This is a genomic window from Bacillus sp. FG16 (assembly GCF_057809515.1).
This window is the reverse complement of record NZ_JBMDKC010000067.1, coordinates 12,807-31,727: the sequence shown is the minus strand read 5'-3', so window position 1 is coordinate 31,727 and position 18,921 is coordinate 12,807. Positions and strand designations below refer to the sequence as shown.

The following is an 18,921-nucleotide window of genomic DNA, read 5'->3' as shown; positions in this document are numbered from 1 at the left end:
GTAGAATACAACCTTGCCAAGGTTGGGGTCGCGGGTTCGAATCCCGTCTTCCGCTTTATTACTAAGGGGCCTTAGCTCAGCTGGGAGAGCGCCTGCCTTGCACGCAGGAGGTCAGCGGTTCGATCCCGCTAGGCTCCATCTAAATAGAAAAAGCTTACATCATATGATGTAAGCTTTTTTGTGTTTAAAAAGACAACTTTTATATTTATCGTTTAAAATGAAGAAAACGTAAAAATAAGGGATGAGGGATAATTGTGAAAGTTGTTATTGCATCTGATTCATATAAAGAAAGCCTAAAAGCTATAGAAGTATGTGAAGCTATTGAAAGAGGTTTTAGAGCAATTTTTCCTAATGCAAAGTATGTGAAAATACCGATTGGAGATGGAGGAGAAGGGACGGTTGAATCGCTTGTTGATGCTACAGGGGGGAGAATTATATCAATTAGTGTGACAGGACCGCTTAGAGAAAGTGTACAAGCTTTTTATGGCATGTCTAAAGATAAAAAGACAGCGTTTATTGAAATGGCAGCAGCATCAGGATTACAGCACGTGCCAGTTGAAAAGCGAAACCCACTTATTACAACGACAAAAGGAACAGGAGAACTTATATTACATGCGCTAAATCAAGGGGCGGAGTACATAATTTTAGGACTTGGAGGAAGTGCTACAAATGATGGTGGGGCAGGCATGTTAGCAGCTTTAGGAGTAAGATTTATAAATGACAAGGGTGAAGTAATAGATCCATCTGGAGGTACGTTACATTCGATTGTTGCTATTGATTTTTCACAAATGGACCCACGCTTAAAGGGGATAAAGATAGAAGCGGCATGTGATGTGGATAATCCATTAGTCGGAATGCAGGGAGCATCTTTCGTATTTGGGAGACAAAAGGGTGCGAATGTAGAGATGATGAAAGAGTTAGATGAGAATTTAAAACATTATGCGAATATCCTTAAAAGATATGTATCTTCTGATGTATCTGGAATACCTGGTGCAGGAGCAGCGGGAGGAATGGGAGCGGCTGTTATTTCAGTGTTAAAGGGAGATTTGCGGAGGGGCATTGAAATTGTATTGGATTATACAAATTTCGATAAACATATAGAAGGTGCAACTCTCATTATAACTGGTGAAGGTAGAATAGATGAACAAACTGCATATGGAAAGGCTCCTGTTGGTGTTGCGGGGCGTGCGAAACGTTTATCTGTACCTGTAATTGCTATTGGAGGGTCTGTATCATCTGATTATCCAGCTGTGTACGAGAAAGGAATAGATGCGGTATTTAGTATTACAACGAGACCGATGACACTAGAAGAAGCATATAAAGTAGCAGAAGAAAATATTGAAATGACAACGAAGAATATTGCAGCAGTATGGAAAATAGCGTCAGAAAAACACTTCTAAATGTAGGGGTGTTTTATTATTATTATTTAATAATAGTGATTGCGATTGTTTCATTAAGTTAACTTTATACATAGAATAGTCTTGGAATTTGATTTTCAACGTGAATATAAGTGAATAAATTGTATATCCATACAAAAAAATGTCGAGTTGAGTCAGACTATATAAAAGATTTAAAATATTTAGTGAAGGCATAAAAGGGGGATACTATCTATGAAAAAAGAAATCTCAGTTATTGGAGTTCCAATGGATTTAGGACAGATGCGTCGTGGAGTTGATATGGGACCGAGCGCGATCCGTTATGCAGGGGTAATTGAAAGAATTGAAGAAATTGGATATGACGTTAAAGATATGGGAGATATATGTATAGAGAGAGAAAAAGAAGTAGATGCGAATACAAAATTAAGAAACCTTACACAAGTTGCAACTGTATGTAACGAATTAGCAAGTAAGGTGGATCATATTATAGAAGAAGGTCGTTTTCCACTTGTATTAGGTGGTGACCATAGTATTGCTATCGGTACATTAGCTGGTGTAGCCAAACATTATAAAAACTTAGGTGTTATTTGGTATGATGCACACGGTGATTTAAATACAGAGGAAACTTCACCATCTGGAAATATTCACGGTATGTCACTTGCTGCAAGTTTAGGTTATGGACATTCTTCACTTGTAGATTTATACGGAGCATATCCAAAGGTGAAAAAAGAGAATGTTGTAATTATCGGTGCACGTGCGTTGGATGAAGGAGAAAAAGACTTCATTCGCCATGAAGGTATTAAAGTATTCTCAATGCATGAGATTGATCGTATGGGGATGACGGCTGTTATGGAAGAAACGATCGCATATTTATCTCATACTGATGGTGTCCACTTGTCATTAGATTTAGATGGTCTTGATCCTCATGATGCACCAGGTGTTGGAACGCCTGTAATTGGCGGTCTATCTTATCGTGAAAGCCACTTAGCGATGGAAATGTTAGCAGAAGCTGATATTATCACATCTGCTGAATTTGTTGAGGTAAATACGATTTTAGATGAGAGAAATAGAACAGCAACAACAGCAGTTGCTTTAATGGGTTCTTTATTCGGTGAAAAACTAAAATAAATGTAAGAAAAGCAACTGAGAAGTTGCTTTTTTTATTTGAAAATAGGCGTATAATAATGACTTATATTATACTGTACGATAATAATGTTTGACATCTTACCAATTTGAGTTAAAGGGGGTTGTTTGTAATTGTTGTTTGTTTCATGTATGGTATAATTAACTAGTTGTTGGAAATACATACAGATAGAGCATAAAACAATATTTCAATATATGGATAGAATTGCTCGTAAGTAGGAGGAAGGGTTAGCATGCCTTTTGAAGATACGACCATTTTGAAATATCTTAGTACGGTATTAGATATTGCCGTTGTATGGTTTATTATATATAAGCTAATTCTCATAATCCGAGGGACGAAGGCTGTTCAACTTTTAAAAGGGATTACAGTTATTATTGTCGTTCGGATGATCAGTATTTTCCTTGAATTGCATACGCTATATTGGCTAACTGAACAAGTATTAACGTGGGGATTTTTAGCCGTTATTATTATCTTTCAGCCAGAATTGCGAAGAGCACTTGAGCAGCTAGGACGCGGGAGTTTATTTTCGCGTGTTGGAACTCATGAGGATGATGAACCTGAGATGGTTGCAACAGCGATAGCAAAAGCAACCGAATATATGGGAAAACGTAGAATTGGTGCATTAATTACTTTGTCAAAAGAGACCGGTATGGGTGATTATGTGGAAACGGGTATTCCGCTGAATGCAAACGTATCATCGGAACTACTTATTAATATTTTTATTCCAAATACACCTCTTCATGACGGAGCAGTAATTATGCAAGGAAGTACAATTAAAGCAGCAGCATGCTATCTTCCATTATCAGAAAGTCCGTTTATTTCTAAAGAATTAGGAACTAGACATCGTGCTGCAATGGGAGTTAGTGAAGTCACTGATAGTATTACAGTAGTTGTGTCGGAAGAAACTGGTCAAATTTCTTTAACGAAAAATGGCAAGTTGCATCGTGACTTGAAGACAGAACAGCTGAAGGATATGTTATTAGCTGAATTTAGTGGAAACGAAAAAACGACTTCTTCGTCTTTATGGAATTGGAGGAGAAAGCGTCATGGATAAGTTAATGGAGAATCATTGGTTTTTAAAAGGGATCTCATTACTATTGGCGTGTATGCTTTTTATGTCAGCGACGTTAACTGAAAAAAATACGACATCAGGTATAGTACCTTTCGCGAATGATGCGAAAGAAACATTAACTAATTATGGTATTAAGGTTAAGTATGATGAAGAGAAATATATTGTAAGTGGTATTCCGTCAGAGGGCGTTAAAGTGAAGTTAGAGGGCCCAAAAGCAGCAGTTGCTACAGCAAAAGCAAAAAAACAATTTGACATAACAATTGATTTGCGAGATAGTGCAAAAGGAACTTATGAAGTTTCTTTAAAAACGAACGGGCTTCCAGATGATGTGAAAGGAACAGTTCAGCCATCAACAATTAAAGTTACTCTTCATGAAAAGGCGAGAAAATATGTTCATGTAGATTTGAAATTATCAAATGAGGATCAGATGCCAGCGGGAGCTACTCTCGAAAAATCAAACCTTAAACCGGATACTGTTGAGGGAGTTGGGACGAAAGAAGAAATTGAAAGTATTTCATCTGCCAAAGCGTATGTTGATTTAAAAGGTGTTAATAAAACTGTTACAAAAACGCCCGAAGTTACATTATACAATAAAGAAGGAAAACGTTTAAATGTAAGAACAAGTCCATCTAAGATTAGTGTAACGTTGAATGTGGCAACGCAAACTACAGCCAATAATACTGAAAAAACTGTTCCTATAACATATACGAAAAAGGGGAGTTTAGCAGAAGGATTGGCAATTACAAATATTAGTGTTGAGCCAAAAGAAGTAACGATAGCAGGTCCAAAAGATATTTTGGATAATATACAATCGATAGAGGGGGTCGAAGTAGATCTTAGTCAATTGACAGAGTCTACAACATTCGATGCCTCTGTTTTATTACCCAAGGGTGTAACAAGCGCAAAACCGAATCAAGTGAAAGTTTCGGTGGGAGTGCAAAAAACAAAACAAACGAAAACAAAAACGATTGATGGTATCCCAATCCAAAAAAATGGACTTTCTAAAGATGTTACTGCTCAGTTACTTTCGCCGCAAGATGGAAAGATAAGTGTTGATATTTCAGGAGAAGCAAGTATAGTAGATAAAATAACAGCTGCTCAAATAACAGCGGTAATTAATTTGCAAAATATATCTCCAGGGACGAAAGATATTTCCATTCAAGTGAGTGGTCCTGGTAATATTTCAATAGAGTCAAAGCAAAAAAATGCTAAAGTTACTATTGTGAAAAAAGAAAAACCAGATAAAGAAGTACAGGGTAACGGTCAAGAACCGGATTCAAACACCAATCAAGAAAATCAAACTGAGAAACCAAAAAATCCTGAACCTAATCCAGAAAAGGAACAGGAAAATAATCAAAACCAAAATCAAGATAAAGATAAAGAAACTAGTCAAGAACCAACAGTAGATAACCATAATCAAAAAGAGCAAGAAAAAGGAGCGAATCATAATGGGTAAATATTTTGGTACAGATGGAGTACGCGGAGTTGCAAATAAGGAGTTAACACCTGAATTAGCTTTCAAAATTGGGCGTTTTGGCGGTTATGTATTAACAAAAGATACAGATCGTCCAAAAGTAATTATCGGTCGTGATACACGTGTATCTGGCCATATGTTAGAAGGAGCTTTAGTAGCAGGTCTATTATCAACTGGAGCAGAAGTAATGCGCCTTGGCGTTATTTCTACACCGGGCGTTGCTTATTTAACAAAAGCACTAGACGCACAAGCGGGTGTTATGATTTCTGCATCTCATAATCCAGTACAAGATAACGGTATTAAATTCTTTGGTTCAGACGGTTTTAAATTAACAGATGAGCAAGAAGCTGAAATTGAAGCTTTATTAGACAAAGAAGTTGATGAACTACCACGTCCAACAGGTACTAATCTTGGACAAGTGAGCGATTACTTTGAAGGTGGACAAAAATATTTACAGTACATTAAACAAACTGTTGAAGAAGATTTCTCTGGTCTACATATCGCTTTAGATTGTGCACATGGTGCAACTTCTTCTCTAGCTCCATACTTATTTGCAGACCTAGAAGCTGACATTTCAACAATGGGAACTTCACCGAACGGTATGAATATTAACGAAGGTGTAGGATCTACACATCCAGAAGTATTAGCTGAATTGGTAAAAGAAAAAGGTGCGGATATCGGACTTGCTTTTGATGGCGATGGCGACCGTTTAATTGCTGTAGACGAAAAAGGAAACATCGTTGACGGTGATCAAATTATGTTTATTTGTGCGAAGTACATGAAAGAAACTGGTCAATTAAAACATAATACAGTTGTTTCAACTGTTATGAGTAACTTAGGTTTCTACAAAGCACTTGAAGCAAACAATATTACAAGTGATAAAACAGCAGTTGGTGACCGCTATGTAATGGAAGAGATGAAACGCGGTGGTTACAACTTAGGTGGAGAACAATCAGGCCATATTATCTTACTTGATTACATTACAACTGGTGACGGAATGTTAAGTGCACTTCAACTTGTAAATATCATGAAAATGACGAAAAAATCATTATCTGAGCTTGCAGGAGAAATGACGAAATTCCCACAATTGCTAGTAAACGTTCGTGTAACAGATAAAAAATTAGCATTAGAAAATGAAAAAATTAAAGAAATTATTCGTGTTGTAGAGGAAGAAATGAACGGTGATGGCCGTATTCTTGTTCGTCCATCTGGAACAGAGCCACTTATTCGTGTAATGGCAGAAGCACCAACACAAGAAGTTTGTGATGCATATGTACATCGCATTGTAGAAGTTGTGAAAGCCGAAGTTGGCGCTGAGTAATTAGCTGAATTTATATGAAAAAGGAGCACAAAAAGTGCTCCTTTTTCATATGTTTTATAGACGATGAAAAAAATTTCATTGACGGTTTATCCATGTTTGTTATAAGATGGTCTTGTTCTTTTTCTCAAAGGAAATATTGTAAATTATAAAAGCGCCAGAACTACAAATAGTGTAGTTGACGAGGTGGGGTTTATCGAGATTTCGGCGGATGACTCCCGGTTGTTCATCACAACCGCAAACTTTTACTTAAATCATTAAGGTGACTTAGTGGACAAAGGTGAAAGTGTGATGAGAGAAGAGGAACGGATGAAAACTAGCTGTATAAGTATATACGGACTTAAACCCAATCGAGAGGAAGGTGAAAGCCGTTACAAGCTTACAGGGCTAGCAATATGTAATCCGTTTTTTAGTATAAATAAAAATGGTATCGGACTATGTCGTTACATGTTCGCAGAGCAGTGTAAGCATTTGTAACGGCGACTAAACATGTGTGGAATCGTAGGATTTATTGGAGAGCAAGATGCAAAGGAAATTTTATTAAAAGGTTTAGAAAAGCTAGAATATCGTGGATATGATTCAGCAGGTATTGCAGTACAAGCAGAGAACGGTGTTGTTGTATACAAAGAAAAAGGCCGTATCGCAAAACTTCGTGAAATCGTAGATGAGAACGTAGCAGCAAGCGTAGGTATCGGACACACACGCTGGGCTACACACGGTGTTCCAAGTAAAGTAAACGCGCATCCGCATCAAAGTACATCAAAACGCTTTACACTAGTTCATAACGGTGTAATTGAAAACTATGAATTAGTGAAAAAGGAATATTTACAAGATGTAACGTTCGTAAGTGAAACAGATACAGAGATTATCGTACAGCTTATGGAACAACAAGTGAGCACAGGATTAAGTGTAGAAGAAGCGTTCCGTAATACGCTATCTCTTTTACATGGCTCTTATGCAATCGGATTACTTGATGCTGAAAATCCAAACATGATTTATGTTGCTAAAAACAAAAGCCCGCTATTAGTAGGTGTTGGTGACAACTTTAATGTTGTGGCAAGCGACGCTATGGCGATGTTACAAGTTACAGATCAATTTATTGAGTTAATGGATAAAGAAATCGTAATCGTAACGAAAGAAAGTATTACAATTAAAAACTTACAAGGTGAAACGATTGAACGTGCACCGTTTACAGCGGAATTAGACGCAAGTGATATTGAAAAGGGAACATATCCTCACTTCATGCTTAAAGAAATCGATGAGCAACCACTTGTAATCCGTAATATAATTCAAAAGTATCAAGATGAAAATGGCGAAATTGAATTAAATCAAGACATCCGCAATGCGATTTTAGATAGCGATCGTATTTACATCATTGCATGTGGAACGAGTTATCATGCAGGTCTTGTTGGAAAACAATTTATCGAGAAGTTTGCAAAAATGCCAGTTGAAGTGCATGTAGCAAGTGAATTCTCTTACAACATGCCATTATTAACAGAAAGACCATTCTTCATTTACATTTCACAAAGTGGTGAAACAGCTGATAGCCGTGCAGTACTTGTACAAACAAATGAAATGGGTCATAAAGCATTAACAATTACAAACGTGCCTGGTTCTACGCTTTCTCGTGAAGCTGATTATACACTTCCGTTATACGCTGGACCAGAAATTGCAGTTGCATCAACGAAAGCTTACACAGCACAGCTTGCAGTACTTTCAATTTTAGCAGCTGATATTGCTAAAGCAAAAGGTGAAGTTCTTGATTTCGATTTAACACACGAACTAGGACTTGTAGCAAATGCAATGATAGAACTTTGTGATCAAAAAGAAGAAATGGACGCATTAGCAAAACAATTTTTAGCGACAACGCGTAACTGTTTCTTCATCGGACGTAGCGTAGACTTCTACGTAGGATTAGAAGGTGCGTTAAAACTAAAAGAAATCTCTTACATTCAAGCAGAAGGATTTGCTGGAGGAGAGTTAAAACACGGTACAATCGCTTTAATCGAAAATGGTACACCAGTTATCGCACTTGCTACACAAGAGCACGTAAACCTTGGAATTCGTGGTAACGTGAAAGAAGTAGTAGCACGCGGAGCTAACCCATGTATCATCTCAATGAAAGGCTTAGAAATGGAAGGAGACAGCTTCGTATTACCAGCTGTACACGAAGCACTAGCACCGCTAGTAGCAGTTATTCCATTCCAACTTATCTCATACTACGCAGCACTTCACCGCGAGTGTGACGTTGATAAGCCACGTAACTTAGCTAAGTCTGTTACTGTTGAGTAGAGGTTGGTAGGGTAATAGATATATGAATCGGTACCCCTTTAGATATTGTATCTAAAGGGGTATTTTTTATTGAAAAAGAAAATCTAAAATTGGTAGGTGAATAGAACCCTATAGATTAAATTTTTACTTTATCAGATTTACTTTTATTTATCTGAATTTTCCGCTATCATTTTAAGTATGCGTGAACAATTTTCTTTATTATGAAGAGAAGAGACGATAGATTCATGGACATTATAAGGGGGCTTATTATATGGAAGTGAAAGCAAAAACATATTTAAGTATAGAAGAGATTATTTCATTACCGACCTTAGCGAGTACAAATATAAGTGATGATGGCAAAAACGTAGCATTTGTAAAGAAGACAGCTAACTGGGAAGACAATGCGTATAGAAATCATGTATGGATATATGAGAAAGATAAAGGGCAGAGTTACCCACTAACAAATGGAGATATAGATAGTACACATCCATTATGGTCTCCAGATTCTAAGACTATTGCATACCTTAGCCCAGGTGGGGACGGGGCTAATACAAATCAGATCTTTGTTAAGTCAATAGACGGTGGTAGTGAGGTTCAAATTACGAATGAGAAGGATGGAGTTAATACATTCAAATGGGAGCCTACTGGTAAAGGTTTTTATTATATTGCACAGTCAAAAGAATGTGAGGGCATAAAGAAACGTAAGGAACTATATGGAGATTTCCACCATGTAGGTAAGGAACATCGAAATAATTGTTTATACTACATTGAGATAGAAAAGGTAATACAAAATGATAAAGAGGAACGCGAGATTAAAGGTGTTTATCAACTAACGGATGGTAAGGATTTTTATATACATAACTTTGATATTTCAAATGATGGGAAAAAGGTTGTATGTATGGTTACACCAAACTTAAACGATTATATGAATGGTAATCTATACATATTAGATGTTGAAGCTGGGGCACTACAAAAGATGAATGTAGATAAGTTGTTGGGCGGGAGCGTTTGTTTTTCTCCAGAGGGCAGCAAAATCTGTTACTCAGCAAGCATAAGAGAGAAGGATTACTATAGAAACCATATACAAGATAGTATATTAGAGATATATGATATGAATACGGGAGAGGTAATTCAACCTTTAATAAATTTTGATAGTACGGTTATGCCATTACAGTGGACGGCTAAAGGGATTTTAATTAGATGGCAGGATAAAACGAATTACCGTATTGGATTGCTATGTGAGAATGGCACTGTGGAAATGCTAAACAAACCAGTAGATGGGTTTATAATGGATGCCGCTATAACAAGGGATGGCAATCATATAACATATACTAAGGCTATAACAAATGAAACCTTTGAAATCTATTTTGATGATAAAAAAATAACGAATGAAAATAGCTTTTTCGAAGGAAGGCTTAAAAGTAACAGAGAAATCATCTCATGGCAAAGTAGTGATGGTCTTGAAATAGAGGGTGTTCTATCAACTCCAGTAGAGTTTGAGGCAAATAAAAAATATCCCTTATTAGTAGTAATCCATGGTGGTCCGAATTGGGCGTCCTTTCCGATATTTTCAGACTGTTTTAATGAGAAATATCCGATTGAACAGTTTATCGAAAAAGGCTTTATCGTTTTAGAGCCAAACTATAGAGGGAGTTCTGGTTATGGTAATGAATTTTTAAAAGCAAACTATAGAAAACAAGGAATTGCTGATTATGATGATGTTATATCTGGAGTGGATGCAATAGTTGAAAAAGGGATTGTAGATAAAGATAGAGTAGGAGTTATGGGATGGAGTAACGGAGGATATATATCAGCTTTCTGTTCAACATTTAGCAGTAGATTTAAAGCTATTTCAGTTGGAGGCGGAATTACGAACTGGAGTACCCATTATGTAAATACCGATATCCCTTACTTTATTAGCATGTATTTAGGAAATGCTCCATGGAATGATCCAGATATATATAAGAAAACATCACCAATGACATATATTAAATCGGCCTGTACTCCTACCTTAATCCAACATGGTGAAAAAGATGCAAGAATTCCGACTGCAAATGCATATGAGCTATATCAAGGATTAAGGGGTATGGAAGTTGATACAGAATTAATTATATTTAAAGGAATGGCATATAGTCCTAATCAGCCGGGAATGAATGTAGCTATTATGAAACAGAATTTGATGTGGTTTTCCCATTATATTCTTGGAGAGAGTATGGAGGGTTTTAGAACTTTATAATGGATATTTGTACAGGATATACATAAGGTTGAAGCAGTCTTCATATTGAGATGATTTATTATAAAATATATACTTAAACTACTATCAGTACACACATCAGGGAGGACTAATATGACAGGAAATAAAAATGACTTACTAGTAGAAAAACGTGAAGAGTTATTGAAAGTATTGCAAGCTCGTTTTGAGAAAAACATGAACCGCCATGAAGGTCTTGAATGGGCTAAAGTTGAAACGAAGCTGACTACTAATAATGAAAAATTGTGGTCACTTAACGAAATGGAAGTAACTGGCGGTGAGCCGGATGTTGTCGGTTATGATGAAGAAAAGGACGAATATACTTTCTATGATTGTTCAAAGGAGAGTCCTAAAGGCCGCAGAAGTCTTTGTTATGATCTTGAGGCGTTAGAATCAAGAAAAAAACATAAACCAGAAAATAACGTTATTGATGTTGCCAATGCTATGGGCATTGAACTATTAACAGAAGAACAATATCGAGAATTGCAACAACTTGGGGATTTTGACATGAAATCATCAAGTTGGGTACAAACACCTTCAGATATTCGAGAACTCGGTGGTGCTCTATTTTGCGATTATCGCTTCGGACATGTTTTCGTGTACCACAATGGAGCAGACTCTTACTATGCTGCCAGAGGTTTTCGTGGCTCGTTAAAAGTTTAAATTAGGATAAATAAGAAAAAGAGCCTATAGGCTCTTTTTCTTATTTATATTTTAAAAGTAAACTGTTACTACGCAGTTTTACTTAATTTATATGTTCCGTGGTTGTTTTTACGGAAAAGTTTAGGGAAAACATAGCCATCTAATCCAATACGTCCAGCGTTTTGCCCTGCAACTAAAATGAACATAGTCAAAATAAGTAGGTTTGGGTTTACACTAACAGTTCCGCTTAATAAAAATGAAAGATTCATTATGATTCCGAAAAATGCAGCTGTTTTTGTTAATCCGCCTAAAATTAAACCTAGACCTACTAAAATTTCTCCCCATTGAACTAAAAAGCTAAATAGGTCTGCGTTTGGAAGAACAAAATGTTGAAGAAAATCTGCCCACCAACTTTGTACTGCAGGGTGGTCACCTGATGCTTGAGCAATAGCACCTTTTAGAAAACCACTTGCGTCAAAAGATTGTCCGAAGACTTTGCCTATCCCAGCAGCGAGCCATGTATACCCTATGTAAAGCCGTAATAATAATAATATGAAAGTAGCACGTTTATCAGTTCTTAAAAAATTGATAACCATTGAAATCCCTCCAATATTGTATTTACAAGTTTATTATATATCCATTGTGAACAAAAATGGTGATTTTTCATTTGTACATAAAGTATTTGGAAATGTATTGTTTGGAGGGTGAATAATACATGAAAGGAGCTCTCCACTAAAATAGGTAGCTCCCATAGTAAACAGATTCATGTACATTTTTTAACTAGCTTATTTTGTCTTTTTCTTATTATTTCTCCGGTTTTATATAAGGAACAACTTGTGCAGTAACGCCTACAGAAGCACCGCGAATAAAGTCTTGGTTTTCTAATGCCTTAAAGCTTTCTGTTTTTCCTGTTAGCATAACCCCTAAGATTGTCACTTGATCAAATGGTTTGCCCTTGTTTGATTTTAAAAACTTTTGGATAGTTTCGTCATGTCCGTCGTCATCGTATTGGTTAAGTGAATCAACGAACTCTTTGTACGCTTCTTCAGGGGACTTGTCTGGATTAAATCCATAAACGGGCATACCAGCAGGTCCTTTGCTTTCATCTCCAATTGGTGAGGTCATATATAACCATACAATGTTTAAGTTGTCTGGAATTTTTTCTTTAATTTCTTGTAGTGTGTAGGGCTGATTGAAAGAGATAGCAACTTCGGCAACATAGTTGTTCATTTGTGAAACTTCCCCTAATTCATTTTGCACACCATCAAAATATTCCTTAATAGCGGGATTATAAAATGTTGCAAATTTTTTCTTTGTTTGTTTATCGTACTCATAGAACTCTTTATTGGACCAATAAAAACCAGGCGTTAATTCATTGGAATCGATATTGATGCGGACCCAACCATAGGAGCTTGTTAATGTATTCCAAGGGACTACGTAACCATTAATGTTTTTAGAACGATTTGATATAATATTGCCGCCAAACATGGATGAATTACTCGTTACTTGAGAATCAATTTGTACATTCGGTTCTGCAATGTCGTTATGTAAAAAGAGTCGTTCGTGAAGCTTCGTAGAGCTTTTTGCTGCGAAGTAATTGCCAACTTTATAAAATATAGGGATAAGTATGATTACAACAATCATAGAGGTAATAATGCTTTTAAATAACTGTTTCCTTTTCGCTTTTTTTAATGCATCTTTTAAAGAAGTATCCATTAAGGTTTTCCTCCTATTTTTGAGTGAATTGCTTTACGTGCACGATGAAACTTTTGTTTGACGCTGTTTACTTGAATATCTAGTATTAGGGCGATTTCCTCATATGAAAAGTTGTAGTAGTACTTTAAAAAGAAGGCCTCTTTATATTCTAGTTTTATATCTTTTAATAGATAGAAAATCTCATCTTTATTTAAAACCGCGTCTAATTCTCGGTCTGTATATTGTAATTTTGCATAAATCTCTTCAGTTAAATAGATGTTTTGTTGCTCTTTTTTCCTTTTCAAGTCAATGTATTCGTTTAATGCGACTCTGAAAAACCATGGACGTATGTTACTCTCGGTTAGATTATCTAGCAATGTGTATACTTTATAGAAGGTATTTTGGATGATGTCTTCTGCATCTTCTTTTATAGCCCCTTTCGCTAGTAGTAGTTTGAACACTTCCTCCCCTAGATTGATAAGGTAGGAGGTCAATATATTTTCTTTTCCCATCACTTTTCCTCCCTACACTTATACAACGGATAGGTAATGATAAATGTATACACTTAAACTTAAATTAGTTATTAACTATGGTTTATAGTACATGATACTTTATAAATAGGAGTGGTTAATTTATTTTTGAAATATTAAATTTTTAATGATAAAATAAAATTTGGAGATATATGGATAGGGGGTAAAGACTCAATATGTGGATGAACTTGTAATGATTCGAAATTAGATAGATGAATTTTTCTCTCATAAGTGAGGGTTTATTTAGTTATCTGTAAATCATTCAAGGAATGCATATTTGGCTTGTACATCCCTTTTATAAGGATAGATGCCTATTTTATGTATCTGTCTTTTTTGTGGGAAAGTTTATATCTCTTATATAAAATATGCGTCCTTTAAACTTGGAGGAGTATATGATGAACCAATTAAAAAATAAAGTAGCAGTTGTTACAGGCGTAAGTCGTCTAGATGGTATAGGCACAGCGATTTGTAAAGAATTAGCTGGAGCAGGATACGATATATTTTTTACGTATTGGACAGAGTATGATAAAGAGATGCCTTGGGGCGTTGATAAAAATGAACAAATACAATTAGAAGAAGAGCTATTACAAAACGGTGTTAGAGTATCGAGCATGGAGTTAGATTTAACTCGGAATGATGCACCGAAAGAGCTTATAAATAAAGTTACTGAACAATTAGGGTACCCTTATATATTAATTAATAATGCAGCATATTCTACGAATAATGATTTCTCTATGTTGACTGCTGAAGAATTAGATAAGCATTATATGGTGAATATTCGTGCGACTACATTGCTCAGTAGTCAATTTGCCCGAGGATTTGATAAGAAATCTGGTGGTAGAATTGTTAATATTACTTCGGGGCAATTTCAAGGTCCTATGGCAGGAGAACTAGCTTATGCGACAACGAAGGGAGCTATTGATGCTCTTACTAGTACGTTGTCAGCAGAGGTAGCTCATTTAGGAATAACAGTGAATGCAATTAATCCAGGACCAACCGATACAGGATGGATGACTGAAGAGATAAAACAAGGGTTAAAGCCGATGTTTCCTTTTGGCAGAATTGGTGAGCCAAAGGATGCAGCTAGACTCATTAAATTTTTAGTAAGTGAAGAAGCTGAGTGGATTACTGGGCAAGTTATTCATTCAGAAGGTGGATTTAAAAGGTAAAGTGAAACTTTAATCAGTGGGGGGTTCATCCCCCACTGATTATTAGTTGAACCAATCGGGCTTTTACGGGCAGTGAATCCCCCGCCTAACTTTTTTGCTTCCGCTGAATTTTGAGGCGGGATCTTACTGCCCGTTAATGCGGGATAAAAAGAAGGTATCTCACCCTAGTGAGATACCTTCTTTTTTAATCTTTTTTCAGTCTTCGTGCAACACCATTACCTAAAGACTGTAATCCTTGAACGAGGATAATCAGAATAAAGACGGTTGCATACATTACTTCTGGTTCGTAGCGTAAATGTCCGAATCGATATGCTAAGTCTCCTAGCCCGCCAGCACCTACAAGACCAGCCATTGCTGTTGCGCCGATTAAGCCAATCGTTGCAATTGTTAATCCAAGTACAAGGGAGGGACGAGCTTCTTTCACCATAACGTGCCAAATGATTTTTATAGTAGAAACGCCCATCGCTTGGTAGGCTTCAATGACACCGCGATCTACTTCTAGTAAAGCCGTCTCCATTAAACGTGCGATATAGGGAGCTGTGAAGACGACAAGTGGTACGATCACACCTTGCACGCCAATGGATGTTCCCATTAGAAACTTTGTAAAAGGTAAGATGAAGAATAATAGAATGATAAATGGAAGAGAGCGAATGGTATTAATAACCGTATTAAGAATAGGATAGATGATTTTATTTTCACGCTGCCCACCAGGTCTCGTTAAAACAAGTGTGACGCCAAGTGGTAATGCAATAAGGATAGAGATGAGTAATGAAATAGATGTCATTTGAAAGGTTTGAATTGTGGCTTCCCATATGACTTTACCCCATTCATCCAAAAAGGACTTGTTTCCCATAATCTGTTCTACCTCCTTCTACAATGATTCCTTGCTCTTGTAAAAATGATAAAGCACGGTGGATTTCATTTTGTTCTCCTTGCATATGAACGACTAGTTTCCCATATGCTTCATGTTTTAACTGCGTAATATTACCGGATAAAATATTCGGATACACTTGGAAACGTTTTGTGGCAACAGCTAAGGCAGGTTCACCTGAAGTAGTGCCAATAAATGAAAGTGTTACAATTTCTCCAGTATTCTGTAGTTCTTTCTGTACCTCTTCTGGAATTTTAGCTGCAAAGGCGCTATTTACAAATTTCTTCGTTGTTACATGTTGTGGGTTTGTGAAAATATCTTTCACAGTCCCACTTTCGACTACAGATCCATGTTCCATAACGGCAACGCGGTCGCATATACGTTGGATAACGTTCATTTCGTGTGTAATGAGTAAAATCGTAATTCCAATTTCTTCGTTAATCTTTAATAACAAATCAAGAATAGAATCAGTTGTTTCTGGATCTAAAGCGCTCGTTGCTTCGTCACTTAATAACACTTCAGGCTCATGTGATAGTGCACGTGCAATTGCAACGCGCTGTTTTTGACCGCCAGAAAGTTCACTTGGATAAGCATCTTTTCGATTGAAAAGATCGACAATGCGTAAATATTTTTCTACCCTTTTTTTAATTTCCGCTTTTGGAATGCCAGCAAGGCGTAAAGGTAATGCAATGTTTTCATAGATGGTAACAGTTTTAAGTAAATTGAATCCTTGAAAGATCATTCCGATTTTTTGTCTCGCTTTTGCTAGTTCTTTTGTCGATAACGTTGTTAAGTCTTGTTCGTTTACAATGATATTTCCTGTCGTTGGTTTTTCTAATAAATTTACACATCGAATCAATGTGCTTTTACCAGCGCCGCTATACCCAATGATTCCAAATACCTCGCCTTTTTCTACTTTAAGGGAAGTAGACTTAAGAGCCTCAACAGTCCCTTTTTTTGTTGAAAATACTTTGGATATGTTTTTTAATTCAATCATTATCGTCAGCTCCTACCAAGATGGTAAAACTGAACCATCAAATGTTTTCTCGATAAACTCTTTTACTTCTTTAGATTGATAAGCTTTCTTTAATTTATTTACAACGGCATCATCTTTATTTTCAGTACGAACAACAACCCAGTTCACATATGGTGAATCTTTTCCTTCGCGGAAAATAGAATCTTTCGCTGGACTTAATTTTGCACCTAATGCAAAGTTTGTGTTAATTGCAGCTGCTTTTACTTCACTTAGTTGCGTTGGTAATTGAGATGCCTCTAATTCGACAATCTTTAATTTTTTTGGATTTTCAATTACATCTTTTGCAGTCGCTTTTTCTGTAGCCTTTGGATCAACTTTTAAAACCCCTGCTTTTTCAAATAATTTTAAAGCTCGCAGTTCATTCGTTGGGTCATTTGGTACAGCAATCGCATCGCCGTCTTTTAAGTCTTTTACATCTTTTATATCTTTAGAATATACGCCCATAGGGAATGTTACTGTTGAAAATACTTCAGCTAATTTCATATTGCGTTCAGCTTTAAATACATCTAAATACGATTTCGTTTGGTAGCTATTTACATCAAGGCTTTTTTCATCTAAAGATACGTTTGGCGCTACATAATCATTAAATACTTTTATATCAATTTCCAGACCATCTTTTGCTGCAACTTCTTTTACCTTTTCAAAAATTTGTTCATGTGGTCCACCTGTTACACCGACAGTAATCTTTTTCTCGTCTAATGCTTTTACCTCTTTATCTGAACTCGCGCTACATGCGCCTAATAATAATACTGCTCCGCTTACAATGCTTAATAATACCTTTTTCATCTATAAATCCCCCTTCATATACGTTCCAAAATAAAAAGCACCTCCCAAAAATAAGAGAGGTGCCGAATAGACGAAATAGATTCCTCCCTTATCTTCCAAAACGAAAACTCGTTTTGCAGGAATTAGCACCTTAGCTTATACGTCATAAGCTCGGTTGCCGGGCATCATCGGGCCAGTCCCTCCGCCACTCTTGATAAGAGTATGTGTATGTAGTTTTAAATATGGTACTAATAGTAAATCGTACAAAAAGAATTGTCAATAATATTTTCAGAATATATTTTATTTTAAGGTAATCGGAACATTTCCTTTCTTATGGCCCATTTCTACATACGTATGGGCTTCTACAACTTCTTCTAATCGGTAAATTCTATCAATAACAGGTTTTAGCTTTTCTGTTTCAGCTAGTTGTTTTAGTAGGTTCATATCTTCTTTACTGACCTTTGCCATCATTCCGTTCACAGATACATATTTTCCATTAGGCATTAATGCATCTGTACAAAGAGACTTTTGATATTTTCCAACTGCGTCAAATATAATATCGTAGTGATCGCCCCGCTTAGTAAAATCTTCTTTCATATAATCAATTACGTTGTCTGCCCCTAAAGCTGTTACTAAATCGAAATTCGAACTACTACAAATGGCTGTGACAGTCGCCCCGAAGTATTTAGCAAGTTGTACGGCTGCCGTCCCTACTGACCCAGAGGCGCCGTATATAAGTACTTGTTGCCCTTTTTTTATCTGTCCTTTTCTAAGGAAGTGCAATGCTGAAGTTCCGCCAAAAGGAATAACAGCAGCTTCTTCATAGGTCACATTGGTAGGTTTTAATGCTATTAATCCACTTTCATGCACGCATGTGTATTCGGCATAACCACCAAGGTTGAGTTCTGTTAATGCAAAAACTGGATCCCCTTTTTTAAATTGTGTTACATCTGTTCCAATGTCTTCGATTTCACCGGATAACTCTACGCCAAGTATAGGTTTTCTCGGTTTTCTGAAACCTAATATGATCCGCATAGGAATCCAAAATAAGAGGGGGCTATTAAAGCCACGTATTCTACAATCTCCAGTCGATACACTTGTTGCGTGAATTTTAACTAATACTTCATTTTTTTTAGGTTTAGGCTTTTCTACATTTTGAAGCTGGAGAACATTAGGTGGTCCATACTTTGTGCAAATAATCGCTTTCATAATGACCTCCTGAAATGAGTTGTTATTATTTACATCATATTTAAACTTTTTCTCAAACATGTTGTTATATAGGAAATAAATTTAAAGATAAATATTAC

At 36.4% G+C, this 18,921-nt stretch carries 17 protein-coding genes, 1 tRNA gene and 1 riboswitch; of the genes, 11 read left to right on the top strand and 7 right to left on the bottom strand.

All coding sequences use genetic code 11. From position 1 onward, the window contains the following. The first annotated feature begins 65 nt into the window (after positions 1–65). From ACODS7_RS21700 to ACODS7_RS21655, 10 genes are all read left to right on the top strand, one after another. Positions 66–138, top strand: a tRNA-Ala gene (locus ACODS7_RS21700). Between the two features lie 116 nt (positions 139–254). After that, complete coding sequence (locus ACODS7_RS21695; protein WP_029441426.1) at positions 255–1,400, top strand: glycerate kinase; 1,146 nt, start codon at positions 255–257, stop codon at positions 1,398–1,400. 210 nt (positions 1,401–1,610) lie between these two features. After that, complete coding sequence (rocF, locus tag ACODS7_RS21690) at positions 1,611–2,504, top strand: arginase (protein ID WP_029441427.1); 894 nt, start codon at positions 1,611–1,613, stop codon at positions 2,502–2,504. A gap of 248 nt (positions 2,505–2,752) precedes the next feature. Next, positions 2,753–3,574 carry a diadenylate cyclase CdaA gene (gene cdaA, locus ACODS7_RS21685; protein ID WP_016084011.1) on the top strand — a complete coding sequence of 274 codons (822 nt, stop codon included), beginning with the start codon at positions 2,753–2,755 and terminating at the stop codon, positions 3,572–3,574. Then, the gene (locus ACODS7_RS21680) at positions 3,567–5,048 is read left to right on the top strand and encodes a CdaR family protein (protein WP_243168852.1); all 1,482 of its coding nucleotides are present in this window, start codon (positions 3,567–3,569) and stop codon (positions 5,046–5,048) included. The genes cdaA and ACODS7_RS21680 overlap by 8 nt, the downstream gene beginning before the upstream one ends. After that, entirely contained in the window at positions 5,041–6,387 is a 1,347-nt protein-coding gene (gene glmM, locus ACODS7_RS21675; protein ID WP_029441429.1) for a phosphoglucosamine mutase, read from the top strand. Before ACODS7_RS21680 ends, glmM begins: the two co-directional genes overlap by 8 nt. A gap of 288 nt (positions 6,388–6,675) precedes the next feature. After that, positions 6,676–6,861, top strand: a complete 186-nt coding sequence (locus ACODS7_RS21670; protein WP_001206405.1) for a hypothetical protein — start codon at positions 6,676–6,678, stop codon at positions 6,859–6,861. 12 nt (positions 6,862–6,873) lie between these two features. Then, entirely contained in the window at positions 6,874–8,676 is a 1,803-nt protein-coding gene (gene glmS, locus ACODS7_RS21665) for a glutamine--fructose-6-phosphate transaminase (isomerizing) (protein ID WP_016084009.1), read from the top strand. Between the two features lie 250 nt (positions 8,677–8,926). Continuing rightward, positions 8,927–10,891: a S9 family peptidase gene (locus ACODS7_RS21660; protein ID WP_029441430.1), complete on the top strand. Its 1,965-nt coding sequence runs from the start codon at positions 8,927–8,929 to the stop codon at positions 10,889–10,891. Positions 10,892–11,002: 111 nt separating this feature from the next. Beyond that, on the top strand, positions 11,003–11,569 hold the full coding sequence (locus tag ACODS7_RS21655; RefSeq protein ID WP_016084007.1) for a DUF4256 domain-containing protein: 567 nt from the start codon (positions 11,003–11,005) through the stop codon (positions 11,567–11,569). A 68-nt stretch (positions 11,570–11,637) separates the two neighbouring features. On the opposite strand, the gene ACODS7_RS21650 is transcribed toward ACODS7_RS21655, so the two are convergent. From ACODS7_RS21650 to ACODS7_RS21640, 3 genes are all read right to left on the bottom strand, one after another. After that, complete coding sequence (locus ACODS7_RS21650; protein WP_000236367.1) at positions 11,638–12,144, bottom strand: DoxX family membrane protein; 507 nt, start codon at positions 12,142–12,144, stop codon at positions 11,638–11,640. A gap of 208 nt (positions 12,145–12,352) precedes the next feature. Further along, entirely contained in the window at positions 12,353–13,264 is a 912-nt protein-coding gene (locus tag ACODS7_RS21645) for a sigma factor regulator N-terminal domain-containing protein (protein WP_029441431.1), read from the bottom strand. Continuing rightward, entirely contained in the window at positions 13,264–13,755 is a 492-nt protein-coding gene (locus ACODS7_RS21640) for an RNA polymerase sigma factor (RefSeq protein WP_243168853.1), read from the bottom strand. Before ACODS7_RS21640 ends, ACODS7_RS21645 begins: the two co-directional genes overlap by 1 nt. A gap of 410 nt (positions 13,756–14,165) precedes the next feature. On the opposite strand from ACODS7_RS21640, the gene ACODS7_RS21635 reads away from it, so the two are divergent. Continuing rightward, positions 14,166–14,942 (top strand): SDR family oxidoreductase, encoded by a 777-nt coding sequence (locus ACODS7_RS21635; protein ID WP_029441432.1) that lies wholly within the window; start codon positions 14,166–14,168, stop codon positions 14,940–14,942. A 184-nt stretch (positions 14,943–15,126) separates the two neighbouring features. Here the strand turns inward: ACODS7_RS21635 and ACODS7_RS21630 are convergent, their stop codons facing one another. The 4 genes from ACODS7_RS21630 to ACODS7_RS21615 form a co-directional block, all read right to left on the bottom strand. Continuing rightward, positions 15,127–15,795 (bottom strand): methionine ABC transporter permease, encoded by a 669-nt coding sequence (locus tag ACODS7_RS21630; RefSeq protein WP_043937299.1) that lies wholly within the window; start codon positions 15,793–15,795, stop codon positions 15,127–15,129. Beyond that, complete coding sequence (locus tag ACODS7_RS21625; RefSeq protein ID WP_016084002.1) at positions 15,770–16,810, bottom strand: methionine ABC transporter ATP-binding protein; 1,041 nt, start codon at positions 16,808–16,810, stop codon at positions 15,770–15,772. The genes ACODS7_RS21630 and ACODS7_RS21625 overlap by 26 nt, the downstream gene beginning before the upstream one ends. 12 nt (positions 16,811–16,822) lie before the next feature. Continuing rightward, positions 16,823–17,635, bottom strand: a complete 813-nt coding sequence (locus tag ACODS7_RS21620; protein WP_243168854.1) for a MetQ/NlpA family ABC transporter substrate-binding protein — start codon at positions 17,633–17,635, stop codon at positions 16,823–16,825. Positions 17,636–17,720: 85 nt separating this feature from the next. Further along, a riboswitch (SAM riboswitch) is annotated at positions 17,721–17,835 on the bottom strand. 79 nt (positions 17,836–17,914) lie between these two features. Then, positions 17,915–18,823 (bottom strand): NAD(P)-dependent alcohol dehydrogenase, encoded by a 909-nt coding sequence (locus tag ACODS7_RS21615; protein WP_243168855.1) that lies wholly within the window; start codon positions 18,821–18,823, stop codon positions 17,915–17,917. Positions 18,824–18,921: the final 98 nt, after the last annotated feature.

What these genes read in the sequence shown, in the direction of transcription:
- glmS (WP_016084009.1), top strand. Translation starts at nt 6,874, where the DNA reads ATGTGTGGAATCGTAGGATTTATTGGAGAGCAAGATGCAAAGGAAATT.
- ACODS7_RS21640 (WP_243168853.1), bottom strand. Translation starts at nt 13,755, where the DNA reads ATGGGAAAAGAAAATATATTGACCTCCTACCTTATCAATCTAGGGGAG.
- cdaA (WP_016084011.1), top strand. Translation starts at nt 2,753, where the DNA reads ATGCCTTTTGAAGATACGACCATTTTGAAATATCTTAGTACGGTATTA.
- ACODS7_RS21635 (WP_029441432.1), top strand. Translation starts at nt 14,166, where the DNA reads ATGATGAACCAATTAAAAAATAAAGTAGCAGTTGTTACAGGCGTAAGT.
- glmM (WP_029441429.1), top strand. Translation starts at nt 5,041, where the DNA reads ATGGGTAAATATTTTGGTACAGATGGAGTACGCGGAGTTGCAAATAAG.
- ACODS7_RS21625 (WP_016084002.1), bottom strand. Translation starts at nt 16,810, where the DNA reads ATGATTGAATTAAAAAACATATCCAAAGTATTTTCAACAAAAAAAGGG.
- ACODS7_RS21620 (WP_243168854.1), bottom strand. Translation starts at nt 17,635, where the DNA reads ATGAAAAAGGTATTATTAAGCATTGTAAGCGGAGCAGTATTATTATTA.
- ACODS7_RS21660 (WP_029441430.1), top strand. Translation starts at nt 8,927, where the DNA reads ATGGAAGTGAAAGCAAAAACATATTTAAGTATAGAAGAGATTATTTCA.
- ACODS7_RS21670 (WP_001206405.1), top strand. Translation starts at nt 6,676, where the DNA reads ATGAGAGAAGAGGAACGGATGAAAACTAGCTGTATAAGTATATACGGA.
- ACODS7_RS21630 (WP_043937299.1), bottom strand. Translation starts at nt 15,795, where the DNA reads ATGGGAAACAAGTCCTTTTTGGATGAATGGGGTAAAGTCATATGGGAA.
- ACODS7_RS21615 (WP_243168855.1), bottom strand. Translation starts at nt 18,823, where the DNA reads ATGAAAGCGATTATTTGCACAAAGTATGGACCACCTAATGTTCTCCAG.
- ACODS7_RS21645 (WP_029441431.1), bottom strand. Translation starts at nt 13,264, where the DNA reads ATGGATACTTCTTTAAAAGATGCATTAAAAAAAGCGAAAAGGAAACAG.
- rocF (WP_029441427.1), top strand. Translation starts at nt 1,611, where the DNA reads ATGAAAAAAGAAATCTCAGTTATTGGAGTTCCAATGGATTTAGGACAG.
- ACODS7_RS21680 (WP_243168852.1), top strand. Translation starts at nt 3,567, where the DNA reads ATGGATAAGTTAATGGAGAATCATTGGTTTTTAAAAGGGATCTCATTA.
- ACODS7_RS21655 (WP_016084007.1), top strand. Translation starts at nt 11,003, where the DNA reads ATGACAGGAAATAAAAATGACTTACTAGTAGAAAAACGTGAAGAGTTA.
- ACODS7_RS21650 (WP_000236367.1), bottom strand. Translation starts at nt 12,144, where the DNA reads ATGGTTATCAATTTTTTAAGAACTGATAAACGTGCTACTTTCATATTA.